This window comes from Pseudomonas sp. 91RF, from assembly GCF_003576265.1.
GTDB lineage: Bacteria > Pseudomonadota > Gammaproteobacteria > Pseudomonadales > Pseudomonadaceae > Aquipseudomonas > Aquipseudomonas kribbensis.
Map to the genome: position 1 here is coordinate 97,377 of NZ_QWFC01000047.1, position 21,819 is coordinate 119,195.

Here is a 21,819-nt window from a genome sequence, read left to right on the forward strand (position 1 = left end):
GTGGGAGCCAGCCTGCTGGCGATGGGCCGTTAAGCGGTCTTAAACCTTGTTGCGCTCGATGGCAAAACCCGCCCAGGTCTGGCTCACCGGCATCAGTTCCAGGCTGTTGATGTTGATGTGCGCCGGCGCATTCAGCACCCAGAAAATCGTTTCGGCGATGTCCTGCGGCTGGATCGGCTCGGCACCGGCGTAGGTCGCGTCGTAACGCGCCTGGTCACCGGCGAAACGCACCAGCGAGAACTCGCTCTCGCACAGGCCCGGCTCGATGTTGCTGACGCGCACACCGGTGCCCTGCAAGTCGCAACGCAGGTTCAGCGAGAACTGCTTCACGAACGCCTTGGTCGCGCCGTAAACGTGGCTGCCCGGGTACGGGTAGTTACCGGCGATGGAACCGAGGTTGACGATGCCGGCGCCGCGACCGTGGGCGATCAGGCGTGGCAGCAACAGGCGAGTGCTGTACATCAGGCCTTTGACGTTGGTGTCGACCATGGTGTCCCAATCGTCGAGGTCGCACTTGGGGGCAGGGTCCACGCCCAGCGCCAGCCCGGCGTTATTGATCAGGCCGCGCAGTTTGGCGAAGGACGGCGGCAGGTTGGCAATCGCCTCCTCCATCGCCTTGCGATCACGCACGTCCAGCACCAGGCCATGCACTTCGGTCAGCTTCGACAGCTCGGCGCACAACGCGTTGAGGCGTTCTTCACGACGACCGGTCAGCACCAGTTTCCAGCCGGCCTCGGCAAAACGACGGGCGCAGGCTTCACCAAAACCGGACGTCGCGCCGGTGATAAACAGGGTGTTGGACATCGTGTTCTCCTTGCTTCGGCCACCCGGGGCAGCCATTGGAATAGAAAATCAGCAGGCAGCATGCCCGGCCCGGCATTCACGAGCAACCACCGGCTGGCGTGCATTTCTGCTCATAAATTGATCAACCCTCGCAACGCCTTGAATAGCGTGGCCTGTAGCCACATGCACGCATGTTATCCACAAGCCCTTCCACAGTTTCCGGGGGCAAGTGGAAACGCGCAGAGCCGCGCCACACAAGGCTTTGCGCGGCAAAAGCAAAGTTTTTCGCTTGACCCTGATCCGCCGATTGTGCCGGGCAAGGCATTCTGCACGACCGGCCAGTCATCGCCGTGATTGCGCAGGGCCAGTAATCACGGCCCTTGGCGCAGTCTTTCCAGAGTTTAATCACAGACTTATCCACAGGCTTGCCCACATGCATTCGCCTGTTTTGCCATGGTCATAAAAAGGTTGACAAACAGGTCTTCAGCAACCGGGAAACGCCCTGATCAAAAAACAACCGCACGCCTGCAAGCCACGGTTTTAAAGGTTCTCAGCCAGCTACTCCCACGTTATTCACAGCCGGCTCCACAGCAAACGGGGACAAGTCAAAACTGTGAAAAAACAGCGATTTGCAGCGTCTATATGTCGCGCTTTGGCAGGTTGGGGATTTTGTTTTCCACAATTTCGGGAATGGCGTGGATCGTGATCGATTCTGGATACAAAAAAGCCCCGGGACTCGCGTCTCGGGGCTCTGTATCGCTGTGGAAAACCTGAGAACTCAGTGCCCGCCAAGATAGGCGTTACGCACCTCCTCGTTCACCAGCAGTTCCTTGCCGGTGCCCGTCAGGCGGATCTCGCCGTTGACCATCACGTAGGCCCGGTCGGACAGTTTCAACGCGTGGTTGGCGTTCTGCTCGACGAGGAAAATGGTCATGCCGGTTTTCGCCAGTTCCCGCAGGGTGGCGAAGATCTGTTTCACCACGATCGGCGCCAGTCCCAGGCTCGGCTCATCCAGCAGCAACAGCTTGGGACGGCTCATCAGCGCCCGGGCGATGGCCAGCATCTGCTGCTCGCCGCCGGACATGGTCATTGCGCGCTGGTTACGGCGCTCTTCGAGCCGCGGGAACAGCTCGAACATGCGCTGCATGTCTTCCTTGGCGTACTTGTCGCCAATCGGGATGGTGCCCATCAGCAGGTTTTCCTCGACGGTCATGTCGGGGAACACCCGCCGCCCTTCCGGCGACTGCGCAATGCCGTTGGAGGCAATGTAATGCGATGACTTATGGGTAATGTCCACGCCCTGATAGAGGATCTGCCCGCCCGCCGCCCGTGGCTGGCCGAAGATAGACATCAGCAGCGTCGACTTGCCCGCACCGTTGGAGCCGATCAGGCTGACGGTTTCCCCTTCGTTGATCTGCAGCGAGACGCCTTTGAGGGCCTGGATCGGGCCGTAGAACACGTCCAGATCCTTGAGTTCGAGGATGGGTTGCGTCATACGACTTCCTCTTCGTCGGCACCCAGGTAAGCCGCAATCACCTTCGGATCGTGGCGGATATCGTCCGGACCGCCTTCGGCGATGACGATGCCGTGGTCCAGCACCACGATGTGATCGGAAATGCTCATTACCATGCCCATGTCGTGTTCGATCAGCACCACGGTCAGATCGTGCTCGTCGCGCAGCAGCCGGATCATCGCGCTCAGCGCTTCGGTTTCCTGAGGGTTGAGGCCGGCGGCCGGCTCGTCGAGGCAGATGATCTGCGGCCGCGTGCACATGGCCCGGGCGATTTCCAGACGGCGTTGCTGGCCGTAGGACAGTTCACCGGCCAGACGGTTGGCGCAGTCCACCAGATCCACCACTTCCAGCCAGTAGAACGCGCAGTCCAGCGCATCGCTTTCGGCCTTGCGATAGCCCTTGGTGTTGAGGATGCCGGCCAGCATGTTGCGGTTGACCCACATGTGCTGGGCCACCAGCAGGTTTTCCAGCACCGACATTTCCTTGAACAGGCGAATGTTCTGGAACGTCCGGGCCAGGCCCGCGCGGTTCACCAGATGGGTGCCGCCGAACATCTTGTAGTACAGGCGACTGGCGAAGTTTTTCGGCGAGACGAAGTCGGTCGGTTTGAACGACTCGCCCAGCAGCTTGATGACGTTGGTCTGCTTGCCGCGCACGTTGAGTTCGATCTTGCCGCCGGAAGCCTTGTAGAACCCGGTCAGGCAGTTGAACACCGTGGTCTTGCCGGCGCCGTTCGGGCCGATCAGGGCGAAGATCGAGTTGCGTTTGACCTTCAGGCTGACGTCGCTCAAGGCCTTGATGCCACCGAAGTGCATCATCAGTTTTTCAACAGAGAGTACGACTTCACTCATGGCGCAGTCCTCTCATAGTGAATGGCACCTTTGCGTGGAGTGACCCCGGTACGGCTGATGCGGATCAGCCCACGAGGTCGCCAGATCATCATCAATACCATCAGGATCCCGAACAGCAGCACGCGGTATTCGGCGAAGCCGCGCAGCAGTTCCGGGGCGACGGTCAGCACGAACGCTGCGATCACCACACCGATGGTCGAACCCATGCCGCCGAGCACGACGATGGCGAGGATCAATGCCGATTCGAAGAAGGTGAACGAGGTCGGGTTGACGAAGCCTTGGTAAGTGGCGAAGAACACACCCGCCAGACCCGCCGTGGACGCACCGATGGTGAACGCCGAGAGCTTGACCAGCACGTGGTTGAGGCCCATCGAGCGGCAGGCGATTTCGTCTTCACGCAGGGCTTCCCAGGCGCGGCCGACCGGCATCTTCACCAGACGGTGCTTGATGTACAGTACGGCCAGCACCACCAGGAACAGCACCGCGTAGATGAAGTAATACTTCACGTCCGGGTTGTAGGCGATGCCGAAGAACTCGTGGAACGGAACCCCGCCATCCTTCGCCCGCTTGCCGAATTCCAGACCGAAGAACGTCGGCAGAGGTGCCGGCATGCCGTTCGGACCGCCAGTCAGGGACAGCCAGTTGTTGAGGATCAGACGGATGATTTCACCGAAACCGAGGGTCACGATCGCCAGATAGTCACCGTGCAGGCGCAGCACCGGGAAACCCAGGATGCAACCGGCAAGGCCAGCGGTGATCGCCGCCAGCGGTAGCACCGTCCAGAAGCCCAGGCCGAGGTACTGATAACCGAGCGCCAGACCGTAGGCGCCGATGGCGTAGAACGCCACGTAACCCAGGTCGAGCAGGCCGGCCAGACCGACCACGATATTCAGCCCCAGCCCCAGCAGCACGTAGATCAGTCCGAGGATGACCACGCCCAGCAGGTAGGAGTTGGAAACGAATGGCACGATCACGGCCAGCACGATCAGCAGCGGGATGATCCAGCGCAGCCTGGACTTGTGGTCGGCAGGCAGCACATGCACGCCGGAACCGGTGCTTTCGAATCCTTCGAGGATTTTCAGGCCCTTGGGGGTTTGCAGGAACAGGCTGAGGGCAAAGCGGCCAGCCATGACGATGGCAATGATCCACGCCACGCGGGTCGCTTCGAGGTTGAAGCTGTAGCCGTCGAGTACCACACCGACAATCGGCCCGAACACGATCAGGGCGATCAGACCGGCGAGAATCGCCTCAACCAGGCTTTTTTTGACATCAATGGATTTTGTAGTGGTTGAAGACATCGCTTACACCTTCGACACAAGAGGACGGCCCAGCAGGCCCTGAGGCCGGAAGACCAGAACAAGTACGAGCAGCGAGAAGCTGAACACGTCTTTGTAGTCGGAGTTGACCAGGCCCGAGAACAGCGACTCGGAGATCCCGAGGATGATCCCGCCCAACATGGCGCCAGGCAGCGAGCCGATCCCGCCGAGCACCGCAGCGGTGAACGCCTTGATGCCGATGACGAAGCCTGCGTAGAAGTCGAACGTTCCGTAGTTCATGGTGATCAGCACGCCGGCCAGGGCCGCCATCGCTGCACCGATGATGAACACATAGGAAATCACCCGGTCGGTGTTGATCCCCAGGATCGAAGCCATCTTGCGGTCTTGCTGGGTGGCGCGGCACATGCGGCCGAGCTTGGTGTACTTGATCACGTAGGTCAGCAGGCCCATCCCGACGAATGCCGCGACGAGAATGAAGATCTTGGTGTAGGTCAGCTGGACGAAGCCCGAACCGACGTCGATGCGCCAGGCACCGGTGAGCAGCGTCGGAACACCCTGTTGACGGGCGCCCTGGCTGATCTGGGCATAGTTTTGCAGGATCAGGGAGATACCGATGGCGCTGATCAGCGGAGCCAGTCGGGTGGAGTTGCGCAGTGGTTTGTAGGCGATGCGTTCGATGACCCAGCCATACACCCCCGTGACGACGATGGTGAAGACCAGTGTGCCGAGCATCAGCAGCGGGAAGGATTCGATACCGAAGTAAGCCAGCAGAGCCAGACTGATTGCCGCAAGGTAAGCGGAAATCATGTAAACCTCGCCGTGGGCGAAGTTGATCATGCCGATGATGCCGTAGACCATTGTGTAGCCGATGGCGATCAGGCCATAGACCGACCCGAGGGTCAGGCCGTTGACCAGTTGCTGCAGGAAAATACCATCCATAACGCAATCTCACGCAGTGAGAACCTGCACACCCGGGGGCGCGCGGTTCTTCTAGGAAAAATACAGATTTACGTCGGAGCAGTGTCAGCCACGACCGGACTGCCCCCACAGAAGTTCTGTGGAGGTCAGCCGATCGCGTCAGCCCTTACTTCTGTTTTTCCAGCTGGTGATATTTGCCGGTCGCGTCCCACTGGTAGACCACGTAGTCGGAGACTTTCAGGTCGCCCTTGGCGTCCCAGGTCTTCTCGCCCATCACGGTTTTCACAGGGTTGGCTTTCAGCCACTTGGCAGCGTCTTCGCCCTTGTTGGACTTGGCACCGTTGAAGCCGGCGGCCAGGGCCTGGATCGAGGCGTAGGCGTACAGGGTGTAGCCTTCAGGCTCGGTACCGGCCTTGCGGAAGGCATCCACGACAGTTTTGCTTTCCGGCAGCAGGCGCGGGTCGGCGCCGAAGGTCATCAGCACGCCGTCAACGTATTGCGGGCCGCCGGCGGTGGTGACCAGTTCGTCGGTCACGATGCCGTCGTCAGACATGAACTTCACGTCTTTCAGGCCTTCGGTACGCAGTTGCTTGACCAGTGGACCGGCTTCCGGGTGCAGGCCACCGAAGTAGACCACGTCGGCACCGGCCGCGCGGATCTTGGTGACCACGGCGCTGAAGTCTTTCTCGCCACGGGTCAGGCCTTCGTACAGCACCGGCTTCACGCCGCGTTTTTCCAGCTGTGCCTTGGTCGCATCGGCCAGGCCCTGACCGTAGGTGTCCTTGTCGTGCAGCACGGCCACTTTCTTGCCCTTGAGCACGTCGACGATGTAGTCGCCGGCAACGATGCCTTGCTGGTCGTCACGGCCGCACATACGGAACATGGCGCTCAGGCCGCGCTCGGTCACTTGCGGGTTGGTGGAACCCGGGGTGATCGCGATGATGCCGGCTTCGTCGTAGATCTCCGACGCAGGAATGGTGGAAGACGAGCAGAAGTGGCCGACCACACCGGCGACTTTCTGGTTGGTGAGGTCCTTGGCGACCGTCACCGCCTGTTTCGGTTCGCAGGCGTCATCGCCTTTGACCAGAACGATTTTCTCCCCGTTGACGCCGCCCGCCGCGTTGACCGCATCGGCCGCCGCTTGTGCCCCCTTCATGTACTGCTCGCCAAATGCCGCGTTGGCGCCAGTCATGGGGCCCGCCACACCGATTTTCACATCAGCTTGTGCAAACGCAGAAACACCCAGCGCAGTAGCCACTGCGAGGGCCAGAAAGCCTTTCTTGTAAAACGTCTGGGACATGAGGTGGTGCTCCAAGGTTTTTTTTAGTTGGCACTGCGACTTCACTGGATTGCTCAGAGCAAGGGCCGTGCCATCGGTTTTTTATTCTTCAAAAAGTCGCTGCTTTCTTGTTTTTTCGACTGTTTCGTTCCCATTTTCATTGGGCGTGCAACCGTCTAAACCGCGGAAGGTGAAACCATTTGTTTTTTCAGGCGCAACCCGCACGCGCCATCATTGCAACCGCGGCGCCAAACGACGTGCAACCAGCCTGTAACAGCCCGCGTCACCGAACTGCACACTGCTGGTGCGGGACTGCTACAACCCGCACCATTACAGGCTAGTCGCTACATCGAAAAGCGCCGCTTCCGGCAACATATTTCAACACTCAGATGACGATGCGCAGGCACTGGCCCGCGTGATACAGCGAGAACCCGGCCTCGTACAGGCAACTGCGCAGGCCAACGCCTGTCAGGGGCTGCATCGGTGCAAAGGGAATCGGCAAGGCCTGAGGATTTCCGTTACACAGGTAGTCGGCGAAGGCCTTGCCGACCACGGTGCCGGTGGTTACGCCACGGCCGTTGTAACCGGTGACGGCCACCAATCCGGGGGCTGGCTCGAACAGGCGCATCAAGTGATCGGGAGTGAAAGCGATGCGCCCGGTCCAGGTGCATTCCCATTCGACGGGCTTGAGGTTGGGGAAGTAATGCTGCTGCACCCGGTCGGCCCAGGCCTTGAGGAACCAGGTCGGTTTCTGATTGCCGTTACCGAGGCTGCCCAGCAACAAGCGGCCATCCTTGTCGCGGCGGATGCTGCTCAGCACCTGGCGGGTATCCCACGAGCCCTGCCCGCCCGGCAGGATTTCCTGAGCCGCATCTTCGGTGAGCGGCACCGAAGCGACCTGATAGTAGTAACCGGGAAAGAAATTGCGTTTGAGTTCGGTCCAGTCGCCTTCGGTGTAAGCGTTGGAGGCAATGACCACTTGCTCGGCTTGGACCGAGCCCTGACCGGTCTGCACCGACCATTGCTGGCCCTGACGCTCAAGGCGGGTGACCGGGGAATGATCGAACATCTGCCCGCCGAGCCCCGCCACGGCTTTCGCCAGGCCGGTGACATACGCCATCGGATTGAGCGTGCCGGCACGTCGATCCAGCAGCGCGGCGGCAATCTTCTGCGTGCCGGTCGCCTGTTCACAGGCCTTGCCGGTCAGCAGTTCAACCGGCGCACCGCGGCGTTTCCACTGCTCTTCGCGACTGCGCAGATCCGCCTCACCCTTGGCGTTGTGCGCCATGTGCAGGGTGCCTTCGCGGCGCAACTGGCAATCGATGTCGTATTTATCCACAAGGCTGAACACCAGCGCCGGCGCCGCACCGAGCATGCGGTTGAGCTGGCTGCCGACCGCCTCGCCGAAGCCGGCCTCGATCTCGTCCGGCGGGATCCACATCCCGGCGTTGACCAGCCCGACATTGCGCCCGGAGCCACCCTGCCCGGCGCGATGGGCTTCAAGCACGCAGACGCTTTTGCCTTTCTCCAACAGATGCAGCGCCGCCGACAGCCCGGTAAACCCGGCGCCGATCACGCAGACATCGACTTTGACCTCGCCCCTGAGCGCCGGGTTATCCGGTCGTTGCGGCGTGAGTTTTTCCCACAGACATTCTTCGCGTAACGGCATTGCCAGACTCCAACAGAAACCTAACAAACACACAGTTCAATAATGTGGGAGCGAGCCTGCTCCGGACGACGCTCCGACGAAAGCGGCGTTTCAGCCAACTTTAATGTCGACTGAACCACCGCATTCGCGGGCAAGCCCGCTCCCACAAGGGGATCTCCATTTGACCGAAGGGATCAGTCGAATGTGATGCCCTGCGCCAGCGGCAACTCCAGCGAGTAGTTCACGGTGTTGGTCTGGCGGCGCATGTAGGCGCGCCAAGCATCCGAGCCCGACTCGCGACCGCCACCGGTTTCCTTTTCACCGCCAAACGCGCCGCCGATTTCCGCGCCACTCGGGCCGATGTTGACGTTGGCGATGCCGCAGTCGCTGCCGACTGCCGACATGAATTTCTCGGCCTCGCGCACATCAGTGGTGAAGATGCACGACGACAGGCCTTGCGGCACGGCATTGTTCAGGCGCAGCGCCTCGTCGAAATCGCTGTAGCCGACCACGTACAGGATCGGTGCGAAGGTTTCGCTGCACACCACATCGCTCTGCTCCGGCATTTCAACGATGGCCGGCGACACGTAGTAGGCGTTGGGGAACTGGTCTTCCAGTTGGCGCTTGCCACCGAACACCCGGCCGCCCTCGCTCAGCGCTTGTTCCAGCGCGTCCTGCATGTTTTCGAAGCTGTGTTTGTCGATCAGCGGGCCGATCAGGGTGCCTTCCAGCGGATGGCCAATACGGACTTTGGAGTACGCGGCTTTCAGGCGGGTGACGATTTCTTCTTTCACCGATTCATGGGCGATCAGGCGACGCAACGTGGTGCAACGCTGACCGGCAGTGCCGACGGCGCTGAACAGAATGGCGCGCACCGCCATGTCCAGATCGGCGCTCGGGCCGAGGATCATGGCGTTGTTGCCGCCCAGTTCAAGGATGCTGCGGGCGAAGCGCGCGGCGACTTTCGGCGCCACTTCGCGGCCCATGCGGGTGCTGCCGGTGGCGCTGATCAGCGCGACACGCGGGTCATCCACCAGCGCTTCGCCGGCATCGCGGCCGCCGATGATCACCTGGCTCAGATGCGCCGGGGCATCGCTGAAATTCTTCAGTACGCGCTCGAACAGCGCCTGACAGGCCAGTGCGGTCAGCGGAGTCTTTTCCGACGGTTTCCACACCACCGGGTTGCCGCAGACCAGCGCCAGCGTGGTGTTCCACGCCCATACCGCGACCGGGAAGTTGAACGCACTGATCACGCCGACCACGCCCAGCGGGTGCCAGGTTTCACGCATGTGGTGGCCCGGACGCTCGGAAGCGATGGTCAAACCGTACAACTGACGGGACAGGCCGACGGCGAAGTCGCAGATGTCGATCATCTCCTGCACTTCACCGAGGCCTTCCTGGGTGATCTTGCCCGCCTCCCACGACACCAGCTCGCCGAGGTCGGCCTTGTATTCCCGCAGCACTTCGCCGAACTGACGCACCAGTTCGCCGCGACGGGGGGCCGGCACCTTGCGCCATTGTTCGAACGCATGATCTGCGCGACTGATGTGCTGCTCGACTTCGGCCGGGCCTTCCCAGTTCACGGCGCCGATGCGGCTGCCGTCGACGGGCGAATGCACCGGCACTTTGCCGTTCTGGTACAGGGCCGGGTTCACACCAAGACGATCAAGCAATGCGGCAACCATGGGTCACTCCTCAAGCAAAAAACTGAATGTGTGCGGTCGCGCCTTCACGACCGGGCAGGCCTTTAGTTGTAGCTTCAGGAAGGCCATGCAACAAACGACCTTTACGCGAGATATCATTCCGTTTATTCATGCTGCGCAGAAAGACAAGAAAAGGATCGCCCATGCTGAACAAACGCCACTTGCCGTCGATCACCGCGCTGCAGTGCTTCGAGGCCGTGACCCGGCACCTGAGTTTCACCCGGGCCGCCGAGGAACTGAACCTGACCCAGAGCGCTGTCAGCAAGCAGGTGGCGCAGCTCGAAGAATTGCTGCAGCACTTGTTGTTCCGTCGGGTACGCCGCCGTTTGCAGATGACCCCGGCCGGCGATCTGTACCTGGTGGAAGTCAGAAAAATCCTGACCCAGGTCGAGATGTCGACCCATTACCTGCGTTCCTACGGCGGCGAGACCGAAGTCCTGCGCGTCTCCACACCCTCGACCTTCGGCGCCCGCTGGCTGGTGCCGCGCCTCAAGGGCTGGCGCCTGCGCCATCCGTCGATTCATCTGGACCTGTGCAACGAGCAGGAGGCCGATGACTTGCTGCAAGGGCGCAGCGACCTGGCGTTCTATTTCGGCCAGGGTTCACGCCCCGGCACCGAGTGCCTGAAGCTGTTCGGCGAAGAGCTGGTTCCGGTGTGCGCGCCCGGCAGCCTGCCGGACACGCCGTTGACTGATCCAACGCAACTCACCGATCTGGTGCTGCTGCAGAATGCTTCGCGCCCGCAAGCGTGGCACGACTGGTTCGACAGCCAGGGCCATCAGACCGAGCACAGCTACCACGGCCCGCGCTTCGAAACCTTTTATATGTGCATCCGCGCGGCGCAGGTCGGCTGCGGCGTAGCGTTGCTGCCGAGGTTTCTGGTGGAAGAGGAATTGGCCGACGGCAAACTGGTCATTCCCTGGCAGCATGCAATGCCCAGCACCGACGCGTATTACCTGGCCTACCCGGAACACGCGGCGGAAGTGCCCAAGGTGCGGGATTTCGTGAAGTGGATGCTGGAGCAGATCGACAGTCCTGACGCGGTCTGAGGGCCGGTGCCGGGATAAAAATCGCTGGCAATCCACACCCCGGATATGCGCCACTAGCGCCATTGATTGATACCGCGCCAACGCGCGGCCCGCCTGGAGACCCCGTTATGAGCGAGAGTGTGTTTGCCGATCGCATCGTGCAGAACCTGCTCGACACCGACTTCTACAAACTGACGATGATGCAGGCGGTGCTGCACAACTACCCCAACGTCGAAGTCGAATGGGAGTTCCGTTGCCGTAACAGTGAAGATCTGCGCCCGTATCTGGCGGAGATCCGCTTTCAGGTCGAGCGTCTGGCCGAGTTGAGCCTGAGCGCCGATCAGTTGAGCTTTCTCGAGCGCATCTCGTTCCTCAAGCCGGATTTCCTGCGGTTCCTCGGTCTGTTCCGCTTCAACCTGCGTTACCTGCACACCGGCATCGAGAACGGCGAGCTGTTCATCCGCCTGCGCGGGCCGTGGCTGCATGTGATTCTGTTCGAAGTGCCGTTGCTGGCGATCGTCAGCGAAGTGCGCAACCGCTATCGCTACCGTGAAACCGTGCTGGAACAGGCCCGCGAGCAGCTGTACCGCAAGTTCGACTGGCTGACCGCCAACGCTTCGGCCGAAGAATTGTCGCAGTTGCAGGTCGCCGATTTCGGCACACGCCGCCGGTTTTCCTACCGTGTGCAGGAAGAAGTGGTGAACGTGCTCAAGCACGACTTCCCCGGACGTTTCGTCGGCACCAGCAACGTGCACCTGTCCCGCGAACTGGACATGAAACCCCTGGGCACCATGGCTCACGAGTGGATAATGGCGCACCAGCAACTCGGCCCACGGCTGATCGACAGCCAGATCGCCGCCCTCGATTGCTGGGTCCGCGAGTACCGTGGCTTGCTGGGGATCGCCCTGACCGACTGCATCACCACCGACGCGTTCCTCGGCGATTTCGATCTGTTCTTCGCCAAGCTGTTCGACGGTTTGCGCCATGACTCCGGGGATCCGGTGCAGTGGGGCGAAAAATGCATCGCTCACTATCACAAGCTCGGCATCGACCCGATGAGCAAGACCCTGGTGTTCTCCGACAGCCTGACGCTGCCCAAGTCGCTGGAGATCTTCCGGGCGTTGCGGGGGCGGATCAATGTCAGCTTCGGCATCGGCACCAACCTGACCTGTGACATTCCGGGTGTCGAACCGATGAGCATCGTGCTTAAAATGACCGCTTGCAACGGCCAACCGGTGGCAAAGATCTCCGACGAGCCGGGCAAGACCCACTGCAAAGACCCGAATTTCGTCGCCTATTTGCGACACGTTTTCCAGGTTCCTGCCGTTTCCAGCCTTTCTAGCAAGGAGTGAATTCATGCAAGCCGTACAGCGTGAGATTGCTGAACAGCTCAACGTTCAGCCGCCGTTCGCCGATTACCAGGCCCTTGAAGCGGAAGTCGCCCGACGCATCACCTTCATCCAGGATTGCCTGACCAGTTCCGGGCTCAAGACCCTGGTGCTGGGCATCAGCGGCGGTGTCGATTCGCTGACCGCAGGCCTTTTGGCCCAGCGCGCCATGCGTGAACTGCGCGAGCGCACCGGAGACGAGGCCTACAAGTTCATCGCCGTGCGCCTGCCGTACGACGTGCAGTTCGATGAACACGACGCCCAGGCCTCGGTGGACTTCATCGCCCCGGACGAGCGTCACACCGTCAACATCGGCCCGGCAGTGAAATCCCTGGCCGGCGAAGTCGCAGCCTTCGAAGGCAAGCACGCGGTGTCGGTGGATTTCGTGCTCGGCAACACCAAGGCGCGGATGCGCATGGTCGCCCAGTACACCATCGCCGGCGCGGCCCATGGTCTGGTGATCGGTACCGACCACGCGGCGGAAGCGGTGATGGGTTTCTTCACCAAGTTCGGTGACGGCGCCTGCGATCTGGCACCACTGAGCGGTCTGGTGAAAAACCAGGTCCGGGCCATCGCCCGCAGCTTCGGTGCACCGGAATCGCTGGTGGAAAAAGTGCCGACGGCGGATCTGGAAGACCTGTCGCCGGGCAAGCCGGACGAAGCGTCCCACGGCGTGACTTACGCCGAGATCGACGCGTTCCTGCATGGCGAGCCGGTGCGTCAGGAAGCGTTCGACATCATCGTCAACACCTACAAGAAGACCCATCACAAGCGGGTCATGCCGTTTGCGCCTTGAATTTCAGGCATGAAAAAAGCGTCCCTCGGGACGCTTTTTTTGGACTGCGGTTTTCTTACTTCACAACCACTGTGCCTTTCATCATCGAGATGTGGCCAGGGAACGAGCAGAAGAAGCCGTAATCGGTGCCGGCTGCCAGTTTCGATACATCGATGGTCAGCGAATCTTTTTCGCCGGCGCCGATGATCTTGGTGTGGGCGATGACGCGCTCGTCACCGTCCTTCAGGTAGTTCTTGTCGATACCGGCGGCCAGGCCGTCGGTGGCGATCGGCTGCATGTCAGCAGTCTTGCTGACTACCAGATTATGGCCCATGACGTTTTTCGGCAGGCTGCCGGAGTGGGTCAGTTCGACAGTGAAGGTCTTGCAGCTCTTGTCGATCACGATCTCCTTGGTGTTGAAGGACATCTGGTCGGTGGAGTCGACGGTGGTTTTGCACTCGGCAGCCATCAATTGGCTGCTGGCCAGCGCCAGCAGGGATACCGCAACAACTTTGGAAAACATGGTGAATCTCCAAGGCAGGGTTAACAAAAACACGAATGGTGGAAAGACTGCCTGAAATCTTCGCAAGTTCCTATGACTTGAGTCAAAAATTGTATACAACTTTCAGGCTATGACACTCATCGAAACAATCTAACAGCCAGACGTTTGGCCGGGACGTATCTTCAGGGCTCAACTCAACTGGAGCATCAGTCATGTCCTTCAACAGCCTGTTGTGCAGTGTGCTCGCCGCTTACGCCTGTGGCGCCAGCGGCACCTGTGAAACCCCGAAACGCGAAGTCTAGCCCTTGGATCGAGGCGTGCCAGCCATTACCCTGTGACCGATTGACCCAGGAGGAAGGCATGTCTCTCACATCCGTTTGTGTATTTTGCGGTGCCAACGCCGGCACCACCCCGGCGTACACCGAAGCCGCCATCGCCCTCGGCACCGCCATTGCCGAGCGCAAGCTGAAGCTGGTCTACGGCGGTGGCGCCGTGGGTTTGATGGGGATTGTCGCGGACGCCGCGCTGGCGGCCGGCGGCGAAGTGATCGGCATCATTCCGCAGAGCCTGATGGACAAGGAAATCGGTCACAAGAACCTGACGCGCCTGGAAGTGGTCGACGGCATGCACGCGCGCAAGGCCCGCATGGCCGAACTCAGCGATGCGTTCATCGCCCTGCCCGGCGGCCTCGGCACCCTGGAAGAACTATTCGAAGTCTGGACCTGGGGCCAGCTCGGTTACCACGGCAAGCCGCTGGGCCTGCTGGAAGTGAATGGTTTCTACAGCAAACTCACGGCATTTCTCGATCACATCGTCGGCGAAGGCTTCGTTCGCGCACCGCACCGTGACATGCTGCAAGTGAGTGAATCGCCGCAATCGTTGCTCGATGCCCTCGACCAGTGGCAGCCGACCGTCACGCCAAAGTGGGTCGACCAGAAACCCGGTTAACCCCCGGGCACCGATACAGGGCAGAATACGCGCCGCTCAACCTCACCTTCGACCCCAGAGGATCGCCCATGGCCAAACCCAATTACTCCTTCGCCAAGCGTCAACGTGACCTGGCCAAGGAACAGAAGAAAGAGGAAAAGCTTCAGCGCAAGAAACAGATGGCTGAAGAAGCGGCACTGAACCCTGACGGTGAAGTGGCGACCGATGATGATGTCGAGGCACCGAAAGACCCGGCGCCCGACGCCTGAGCAACACCGCAGGGCCACTGAACACAACCCCGTGGGAGCGAGCCTGCTCGCGATTGCAATGGGTCAGTCGCATCCATTTCAGATGTGACACCCTAATCGCCAGCAGGCTGGCTCCCACATTTGTTTTTATTCCTCCAACGGCATCACCGTGACCCGCACCTCGGGATCATGGCTCCCCCCTCCCAGAATCACCCCGCGCAACGGCGACACATCGGAGAAATCCCGGCCCCAGGCCAGGGTGATGTGCTCCAGTGCCGGTTGCACATTGTTGGTCGGATCGAAATCCACCCAGCCAAGCACCGGACAAAACACCGAAACCCAGGCATGGGACGCATCGGCGCCGATCAGTCGCGGTTGCCCCGGTGGCGGCCGTGTCAGCAGATAACCGCTGATGTAGCGCGCCGCCAGCCCTCGGGAACGCACGCAGGCCAGCATCAGGTGGGCGAAGTCCTGACAGACCCCGCGCCGGCGCTCCAGCACCTCGACCAGCGGCGTCGCGACCTGCGTGGCCTCGGCATCGAAGGTGAATTCGTCGAAGATCTTTTCCATCAACGCCTGCACGCCCAGCAGCAACGGTCGCCCGGGTGGAAAACAGCTTTCGGAGAACTCGACGAAGCTGCGCTTCAAGTGAACGTAGGGTGACTGAAACCGGTAACGGCAGGCCTCCAGCAATTCGGCGGACAACGGCTGACTGCTGTAGGTCAGAGCATTGCGGGTCTGCTCCCAGGCCGGGGACAGATTGAAATCCAGCGCCGGCCGCGCCAGCACCTCGACCGTCAGCCGTGCGTTGACCTGCAATTCATCGTGAGGCCGTTCAAACGCCAGCCGCGTCAGCGGATTGCCGAACACGTCCTGCTCGTCACGACGCGTGGTCGGATCCGGGCTGATCAGCAATTGCTGTTCAGTGCAGCGCTGCCAGGCGCATTCGCGAGGCCACAGATGCGCAAGCTGCTGTGCCAGGGAGACCGGGCTGTCGTAGTGATAGCAGGTGTCGTGAAGGATCTGGTAATGGGCATTCATCAGACGGACACCGTGCGCTGGCTGACATCATCGACATGGGCGAAATGGCGCAGGGCCAGACGATCGGAGACCTGGCCGCTGGCGTCGGCGATGTCTTGCAGCAGATCCGCCAGCCCTTCGAGCGCGGCACGCACGCTGGATTCGCCGAACAATGGATTTTCCAGACACCCCAGATCGAAGCGCGCCAGACGTTCGACCAGTGCTGGCAACCCGGCCTCCCTCGGCACACCAAAATCATCGTTCAGACGCTTGAGGGTGCGCGTCACCAGTTTCAACTGGAACAGCACCGCATGGGGGTTCTGCTCGTCCAGCAACAACAGGTCGAGCACCGGGATCAATTGCGCCACCGCCAGATAACGCGAGCGATAGGTGATGCTGCTGTTGCCCAGTTCCAGCAACCATTCCAGCCCCGCTTGATCGAACGCCCCGGCGCCACGCAGGAAACCGGCGAGGCTGCTGCTGAGAAATTGCAGGCGTTCGATCCGCCGGCCAATCATCAGAAAGCGCCAGCCTTCGTCGCGAGTCATGTCGTCAAGAGCAAAGCCGGACAACGCTGCCAGCGACATCACCAGCCGGTTGAGAAAATCCAGCAACTCGCCGAAGTCCGGCTCGTCGGTATCCAGCTCCGTCGCTTCGCGCTGCAATTCCACAAGCGCCTGCCAGTTTTCCCGCGAGAGCTTGCCGCGCACCTGCGACGCCGCCCACTGCAAGCGTTGCAGGTTGGAACGCAGGCTGAACGACCAGTCCTCACCGAGCAGGGCCGCGAGCAAGCGCTCCGGCAGCTCGCCTTCGTCCGGCAGCAGCATCAGCCGCTCGCCGAGCGCTACCGCCGCTTGCAGGGCCTGCGGATCATCACCGTCGACGTAGCGCGCCAGCATGATCCGCAGCAGCCGCGCGCTGTCGTCGCAACGCTCGCAGTAACGGCCGAACCAGAACAGGTTTTCCACCACCCGCGACGGCAGGTACGGATCGCGGCGTACCAGATCGTGCACGCCGATATTGCGCTGGGTCTTCCATTGCTCGCCGCTTGGCGGTCGGTCGCCCAGCACCCAGGTGTCCTTGCTCGCGCCACCGCGCTGCATCGATACCACTTCGGCATCGGCCTCGGCCGCCACCCGGGTCAGGCCGCCGGGCAACACCCGATAACCGTCATGACTGGCCACCGCATACATGCGCATGCCGATGGCTCGCGGTTGCAACTGGCCGTCCTCGGGTTGCCAGATCGGCGCGTGGGACAGTTGAGCGAGTTCTTGCGCGACATAGGCATAAGGCCGGGCCTGCATGCGCTCGGCGAGACTCTGGCGCTGTTTTTCGCTCAGATCACGCCCGAAAACGGGGGCGAAGCTCTGAGATGGAAAGGCCGGTTTGATCAGCAACTCCGGCAACTTCTCCAACGCCTGCGCCAGCACCGGCGCCTCACCGCACCACCAGGTAGCGATGGAAGGCAGGATCAGCTCTTCACCGAACAGGTACTGATTGATCTTCGGCAAAAAGCCCAGCAGCCCCGGCGACTCCAGCACGCCGCTGCCCAGCGCATTGGCCACCAGCACCCGGCCCTGACGCACGGCCTCGAGCAGCCCGGGAACGCCCAGCGCCGAATCCGTACGCAGCTCCAGCGGATCGCAGAAGTCATCGTCGAGCCGACGCATGATCGCGTGGACCCGGCGCAGGCCACTGAGGGTTTTCAGGTAGACCGTGGCATCACGCACCGTCAGGTCGCCGCCCTCCACCAGCGGATAACCGAGCTGGCGCGCCAGATAGAGATGCTCGAAATAGCTTTCGTTGAAACGCCCCGGGGTCAGCAACACCACCAGCGGCGCGTCATCATCGCAAGGTGCCTGACGGGCCAGGGTTTCCTGCAAGGTGCGGAAGAATCCGGCCAGATGCTGCACTTTCAAGTCCCGGTACAGCTCGGGGAAGGCCCGGGACACGATGGTGCGGTTTTCCAACGCATAACCGGCGCCCGACGGTGCCTGGGTACGATCCGCCGTCACCCACCAGCGGCCGTCCGGCGTGCGCGCCAGATCCACGGCATACAGATGCAGAAAGGCCCCGTCCGGGGGCGCAATGCCCTGACAGGGCCAGAGGAAGTTGTTGTGACCGAATACCAGTTCCGCCGGCAGCAGCCCTTCGCTGATCAGCCGCTGCGGCCCGTACAGATCCGCCAGCACCGCATTGAGCAACCGCGCACGCTGGGCGATCCCGGCCGACAGTTGTTGCCACTCGTCGGCGGCGATCACATGGGGCAGCAGATCCAGCTCCCACGGACGATCCGCGCCCTTGGGGTCGGCATAGACGTTGTAGGTGACACCGTTTTCCTGAATCTGCCGGGTCAGCAGCGCCTGACGCTGCACCAGTTGCGCCGGGGTGCTGCGCTGCAATTGGTCGAACAGTCGCTGCCAGTGCGGACGCACCGCTCCGCTGTCGTCGAGCAGTTCGTGATAGGTGCCCGCCGTCAGCGGGTAGCGGTCAAGCAGGTCAGGCATGGAAAGCTCGGCAGCCGGCAAGGAACGGTCAGACTAACGCAGGCACATGACGCCCGGATATACGAAAAATCCGGGGGTCGTGTACGAATCAAAAACGTCGTAAATCGAGTGTTATCGGGAACTCGTCGGAGATTGTCAGGTTCGGTATCGGAAGTTTCCCCGGCGTGTGTCCGACGCGGAAGAAACGCGCCATGCGCCGGCTCTCCGCTTCATTGGCATTGACCGGCAACGTCTCGTAATTACGCCCGCCCGGATGGGCGACGTGGTACTGGCAGCCGCCCAGCGAGCGCTGCATCCAGGTGTCGAGCAGGTCGAACACCAGCGGCGCGTGCACCGGGATCGTCGGTTGCAGACAGTTGGCCGGTTGCCAGGCACGGAAACGCACTCCGGCGACAAACTCGCCGACCCGCCCGGTCGATTGCAGCGGCACCGGGATGCCATTGCAGGTCAGCAGATAACGCTGCGGCGGCAACCCTGTGAGTTTGACCTGCAAACGCTCCAGCGATGAGTCGACGTAGCGCACCGTACCGCCCGCCGTGCCCTCCTCGCCCAGCACATGCCAGGGTTCAAGGGCCTGACGCAGTTCCAGCTCGATGCCGTTGACGGCGTAATCGCCGACCTTGGGAAAGCGAAACTCCAGATGCGCCGCAAACCATTCGGCACGCAGCGGATAGCCGGCATTGTTGAGCTCGACGATGACGTCGGCAAAGTCCTGCTCGATGAAGTGCGGCAGCAGGAAACGGTCATGCAGTTCGGTGCCCCAGCGCGCCAGTTTCGGCGGCGCATAAGGCTCGCGCCAGAACCGCGCCACCAGTGCCCGCAGCAACAACTGCTGAGCCAGGCTCATGCGCGCATGGGGCGGCATTTCGAACGCACGCAACTCCAACAGACCGAGGCGCCCGGTGGCGCCATCCGGTGAATACAGCTTGTCGATGCAGAACTCGGCGCGATGGGTGTTGCCGGTGACGTCGATCAGCAGATTGCGCAGCAGCCGGTCCACCCGCCATGGCGGACATTCTTCTCCCGGCGCCGGCATTTGCGCGAAGGCGATTTCCAGCTCATACAGCGCATCGTTGCGCGCTTCATCGACGCGTGGCGCCTGAGAAGTCGGGCCGATGAACAGACCGGAAAACAGGTAGGACAACGAGGGATGGTTGTGCCAATAGCTGATCAGACTGCGCAGCAGATCCGGGCGTCGCAGGAACGGGGAGTCCGCCGGCGTTGCTCCGCCGAGTACGAAATGGTTACCGCCACCGGTGCCGGTGTGTCGCCCGTCGATCATGAATTTCTCGGTGGACAGTCGGGTCTGGCGCGCCTCCTCGTACAGGAACTCGGTGCGCTCGACCAACTCATCCCACGTTGCGGACGGCTGGACGTTGACCTCGATCACGCCGGGATCCGGCGTAATACGGAAGTTGCTCAGACGCGGATCGCTCGGCGGCTCGTAGCCTTCCAGCAGCACCGGACAGTGCAGTTCCTCGGCGGTGGCTTCGATGGCGGCCACCAGCTCCAGATAATCCTCGACCCGCTCCAGCGGCGGCATGAACAGATACAACCGTCCTTCCCGAGCCTCGGCGCAGAACGCGGTGCGGGTCAGCCAGTCGGCGGACTCGTCGATCTTCGGCACCCGTTCATCCGCCGCAGCCGGCGCGTCGTGACGATTGAGTTGATCGGTATCGGGCAGTTCGGGGAAGTCCTGATTCGGGTCGTTCGGATGAATGAACGGATACTCCGCCGCCTTCACCCAGGGCTGCGAACCCAACGGCAGGCGATAGCCCAGCGGTGAGTCTCCCGGCACCAGCCGGCAATGTTCATCGCGTAGATACCAGCGCCCGCTCTGCCATTGATCACCCTTGGCGGTGCGCGCCAGTGGCAGCACCTGACCAATGACCTTGTCCAGGCCCTGACTGAATACCTTGCGCAGTCGCGCACGTTCCAGCGGTTCCTCCAGACGCGAATCTTCGGCGCTGACGTTGCTCGGCAACGCGCCCTCGCGCCAGAGGTAATAGAAATTGTCTTCGTAGGCCGGAAACACAAAACGTGTCGGCAGTTTCAGGCGTTCGGCGACACTCGCCAGAAAGCGCCCGGTCAATGCGCCATCGGCGCCGTAATCCTGTTGCTCATCGGCGATCAATGCGTTGTTGTGCCAGATCGGCACACCGTCGGGGCGCCAGTAACAGTTCAGCGACCAGCGCGGCAGTTGTTCACCCGGATACCACTTGCCCTGGCCGAAATGCACCAGCCCCTTGGGCGCGTAATGTTTACGCATGCGTTGGAATAATTCGGCGGAGAGCCGGCGCTTGTCCGGGCCCAACGCGGCGGTGTTCCATTCGGCGCCGTCGGGGTCATCGATGGACACGAAAGTCGGTTCGCCGCCCATGGTCAGCCGCACATCGCCTTCCAGCAGGTCGGCATCGATCTGCCGGCCCAGCGCCTGGATCGCCAGCCACTGTTCATCGGTGTAGGGCTTGGTCACCCGTGGCGCTTCCCAGATCCGCTCCACCGACATTTCGTGGCTGAACTCGCATTCGCAAGGCTCCACCAGACCACTGATCGGCGCCGCCGAGGACGGATCGGGACTGCAGGCCAACGGGATATGCCCTTCACCGGCGAACAGCCCCGATGTCGCATCGAGGCCGATCCAGCCGGCGCCGGGCAGGTACACCTCGCACCAGGCATGCAGATCGGTGAAGTCCACTTCCGTGCCGGACGGGCCATCGAGGCTCTTCACGTCGGCGGTCAGTTGAATCAGGTAGCCGGAGACGAAACGCGCCGCCAGTCCGAGATTGCGCAACAGTTGCACCAACAACCACGCGGAGTCGCGGCAGGAGCCGGAGGCGTGTTCGAGGGTGTGTTCCGGGATTTGCACGCCCGGTTCCATGCGAATCAGGTAATTGATGTCCTCGCTCAGGCGTTGGTTGAGCGCCACGAGGAAGTCCACTGCCGGCAGCGGCGTGCGGTCGATGGCGTCCAGGTAGGCCTTGAATTTCGGCGTCAGCGGCAGGGTTTCGAGGTACGGCGCCAGTTCCTTGCGCTCATCGGCGGCGTAGGCGAAGGGGATTTTCTCGGCGTAGGGCTCGAGGAAAAAATCGAACGGATTGAACACCGCCATCTCGGCCAACAGGTCGACCTCGATCCGCAGTTCGGCGGTTTTCTCGGGAAACACCAGTCGGGCGAGGTAGTTGCCCTGGGGATCCTGCTGCCAGTTGATGAAGTGCTGCTCGGGCGAGACTTTCAGCGAATAAGACAGAATCCGCGTGCGGCTGTGGGCAGCCGGGCGCAGGCGCACGATCTGCGGGCCGAGTTCGACAGCGCGGTCGTAGCGGTAATGCGTGACGTGATGCAATGCGACATGAATCGACACGGCGTGCCTCCTGCGAGCCCAAGCGTATTCGAAAGTGCGCAAGACTTATGCCATGCAGAGGCTTGGGCGCTTTCCCGGAATGCTCAGG

At 61.6% G+C, this 21,819-nt stretch carries 18 protein-coding genes; 5 read left to right on the forward strand and 13 right to left on the reverse strand.

What is annotated here, in order from left to right:
• Positions 1-39 precede the first annotated feature (39 nt).
• The 9 genes from DXT77_RS23805 to DXT77_RS29845 all read right to left on the reverse strand — a co-directional run bounded on the left by DXT77_RS23805 (position 40) and on the right by DXT77_RS29845 (position 10,117).
• The gene (locus DXT77_RS23805) at positions 40-804 is read right to left on the reverse strand and encodes an SDR family oxidoreductase (protein ID WP_119429430.1); all 765 of its coding nucleotides are present in this window, start codon (positions 802-804) and stop codon (positions 40-42) included.
• A gap of 757 nt (positions 805-1,561) precedes the next feature.
• Positions 1,562-2,278 carry an ABC transporter ATP-binding protein gene (locus DXT77_RS23815; RefSeq protein WP_064388664.1) on the reverse strand — a complete coding sequence of 239 codons (717 nt, stop codon included), beginning with the start codon at positions 2,276-2,278 and terminating at the stop codon, positions 1,562-1,564.
• Positions 2,275-3,147: an ATP-binding cassette domain-containing protein gene (locus tag DXT77_RS23820; protein ID WP_119429431.1), complete on the reverse strand. Its 873-nt coding sequence runs from the start codon at positions 3,145-3,147 to the stop codon at positions 2,275-2,277. Before DXT77_RS23820 ends, DXT77_RS23815 begins: the two co-directional genes overlap by 4 nt.
• On the reverse strand, positions 3,144-4,445 hold the full coding sequence (gene livM / locus DXT77_RS23825; protein WP_085711177.1) for a high-affinity branched-chain amino acid ABC transporter permease LivM: 1,302 nt from the start codon (positions 4,443-4,445) through the stop codon (positions 3,144-3,146). Before livM ends, DXT77_RS23820 begins: the two co-directional genes overlap by 4 nt.
• A gap of 3 nt (positions 4,446-4,448) precedes the next feature.
• Positions 4,449-5,363 (reverse strand): branched-chain amino acid ABC transporter permease, encoded by a 915-nt coding sequence (locus tag DXT77_RS23830; RefSeq protein WP_007950661.1) that lies wholly within the window; start codon positions 5,361-5,363, stop codon positions 4,449-4,451.
• A 145-nt stretch (positions 5,364-5,508) separates the two neighbouring features.
• Positions 5,509-6,642 carry an ABC transporter substrate-binding protein gene (locus DXT77_RS23835; RefSeq protein ID WP_085711176.1) on the reverse strand — a complete coding sequence of 378 codons (1,134 nt, stop codon included), beginning with the start codon at positions 6,640-6,642 and terminating at the stop codon, positions 5,509-5,511.
• 364 nt (positions 6,643-7,006) lie between these two features.
• Positions 7,007-8,290 (reverse strand): FAD-binding oxidoreductase, encoded by a 1,284-nt coding sequence (locus tag DXT77_RS23840; RefSeq protein WP_119429432.1) that lies wholly within the window; start codon positions 8,288-8,290, stop codon positions 7,007-7,009.
• A gap of 173 nt (positions 8,291-8,463) precedes the next feature.
• Positions 8,464-9,954 (reverse strand): aldehyde dehydrogenase family protein, encoded by a 1,491-nt coding sequence (locus tag DXT77_RS23845; protein WP_119429433.1) that lies wholly within the window; start codon positions 9,952-9,954, stop codon positions 8,464-8,466.
• Positions 9,955-9,964: 10 nt separating this feature from the next.
• Positions 9,965-10,117, reverse strand: a complete 153-nt coding sequence (locus DXT77_RS29845) for a hypothetical protein (protein ID WP_158593104.1) — start codon at positions 10,115-10,117, stop codon at positions 9,965-9,967.
• Here DXT77_RS29845 and DXT77_RS23850 point away from each other — a divergent pair.
• The 3 genes from DXT77_RS23850 (at position 10,116) to nadE (ending at position 13,184) form a co-directional block, all read left to right on the forward strand.
• A complete protein-coding gene (locus tag DXT77_RS23850; protein WP_119429434.1) occupies positions 10,116-11,021 on the forward strand; it encodes a LysR family transcriptional regulator in 906 nt (301 codons plus the stop codon). The two genes, DXT77_RS29845 and DXT77_RS23850, sit on opposite strands and share 2 nt — an antisense overlap.
• Positions 11,022-11,128: 107 nt before the next feature.
• Complete coding sequence (gene pncB / locus DXT77_RS23855; protein ID WP_085685119.1) at positions 11,129-12,352, forward strand: nicotinate phosphoribosyltransferase; 1,224 nt, start codon at positions 11,129-11,131, stop codon at positions 12,350-12,352.
• A 4-nt stretch (positions 12,353-12,356) separates the two neighbouring features.
• Complete coding sequence (gene nadE / locus DXT77_RS23860; protein ID WP_119429435.1) at positions 12,357-13,184, forward strand: ammonia-dependent NAD(+) synthetase; 828 nt, start codon at positions 12,357-12,359, stop codon at positions 13,182-13,184.
• A gap of 55 nt (positions 13,185-13,239) precedes the next feature.
• Here the strand turns inward: nadE and azu are convergent, their stop codons facing one another.
• Positions 13,240-13,686: an azurin gene (gene azu, locus DXT77_RS23865; RefSeq protein WP_065258792.1), complete on the reverse strand. Its 447-nt coding sequence runs from the start codon at positions 13,684-13,686 to the stop codon at positions 13,240-13,242.
• Between the two features lie 339 nt (positions 13,687-14,025).
• On the opposite strand from azu, the gene DXT77_RS23870 reads away from it, so the two are divergent.
• Both DXT77_RS23870 and DXT77_RS23875 read left to right on the forward strand, forming a co-directional pair.
• Positions 14,026-14,613: a TIGR00730 family Rossman fold protein gene (locus tag DXT77_RS23870; RefSeq protein ID WP_119429436.1), complete on the forward strand. Its 588-nt coding sequence runs from the start codon at positions 14,026-14,028 to the stop codon at positions 14,611-14,613.
• 68 nt (positions 14,614-14,681) lie between these two features.
• A complete protein-coding gene (locus tag DXT77_RS23875; RefSeq protein WP_085648078.1) occupies positions 14,682-14,861 on the forward strand; it encodes a hypothetical protein in 180 nt (59 codons plus the stop codon).
• A 126-nt stretch (positions 14,862-14,987) separates the two neighbouring features.
• Here the strand turns inward: DXT77_RS23875 and DXT77_RS23880 are convergent, their stop codons facing one another.
• From DXT77_RS23880 to DXT77_RS23890, 3 genes are all read right to left on the reverse strand, one after another.
• Positions 14,988-15,881, reverse strand: coding sequence for a transglutaminase family protein (locus DXT77_RS23880; protein ID WP_119429437.1), 894 nt, complete (start codon positions 15,879-15,881; stop codon positions 14,988-14,990).
• On the reverse strand, positions 15,881-18,367 hold the full coding sequence (locus DXT77_RS23885; RefSeq protein WP_119429438.1) for a circularly permuted type 2 ATP-grasp protein: 2,487 nt from the start codon (positions 18,365-18,367) through the stop codon (positions 15,881-15,883). Before DXT77_RS23885 ends, DXT77_RS23880 begins: the two co-directional genes overlap by 1 nt.
• An 88-nt stretch (positions 18,368-18,455) precedes the next feature.
• Complete coding sequence (locus DXT77_RS23890) at positions 18,456-21,731, reverse strand: DUF2126 domain-containing protein (RefSeq protein ID WP_119429439.1); 3,276 nt, start codon at positions 21,729-21,731, stop codon at positions 18,456-18,458.
• Between the last annotated feature and the right edge of the window lie 88 nt (positions 21,732-21,819).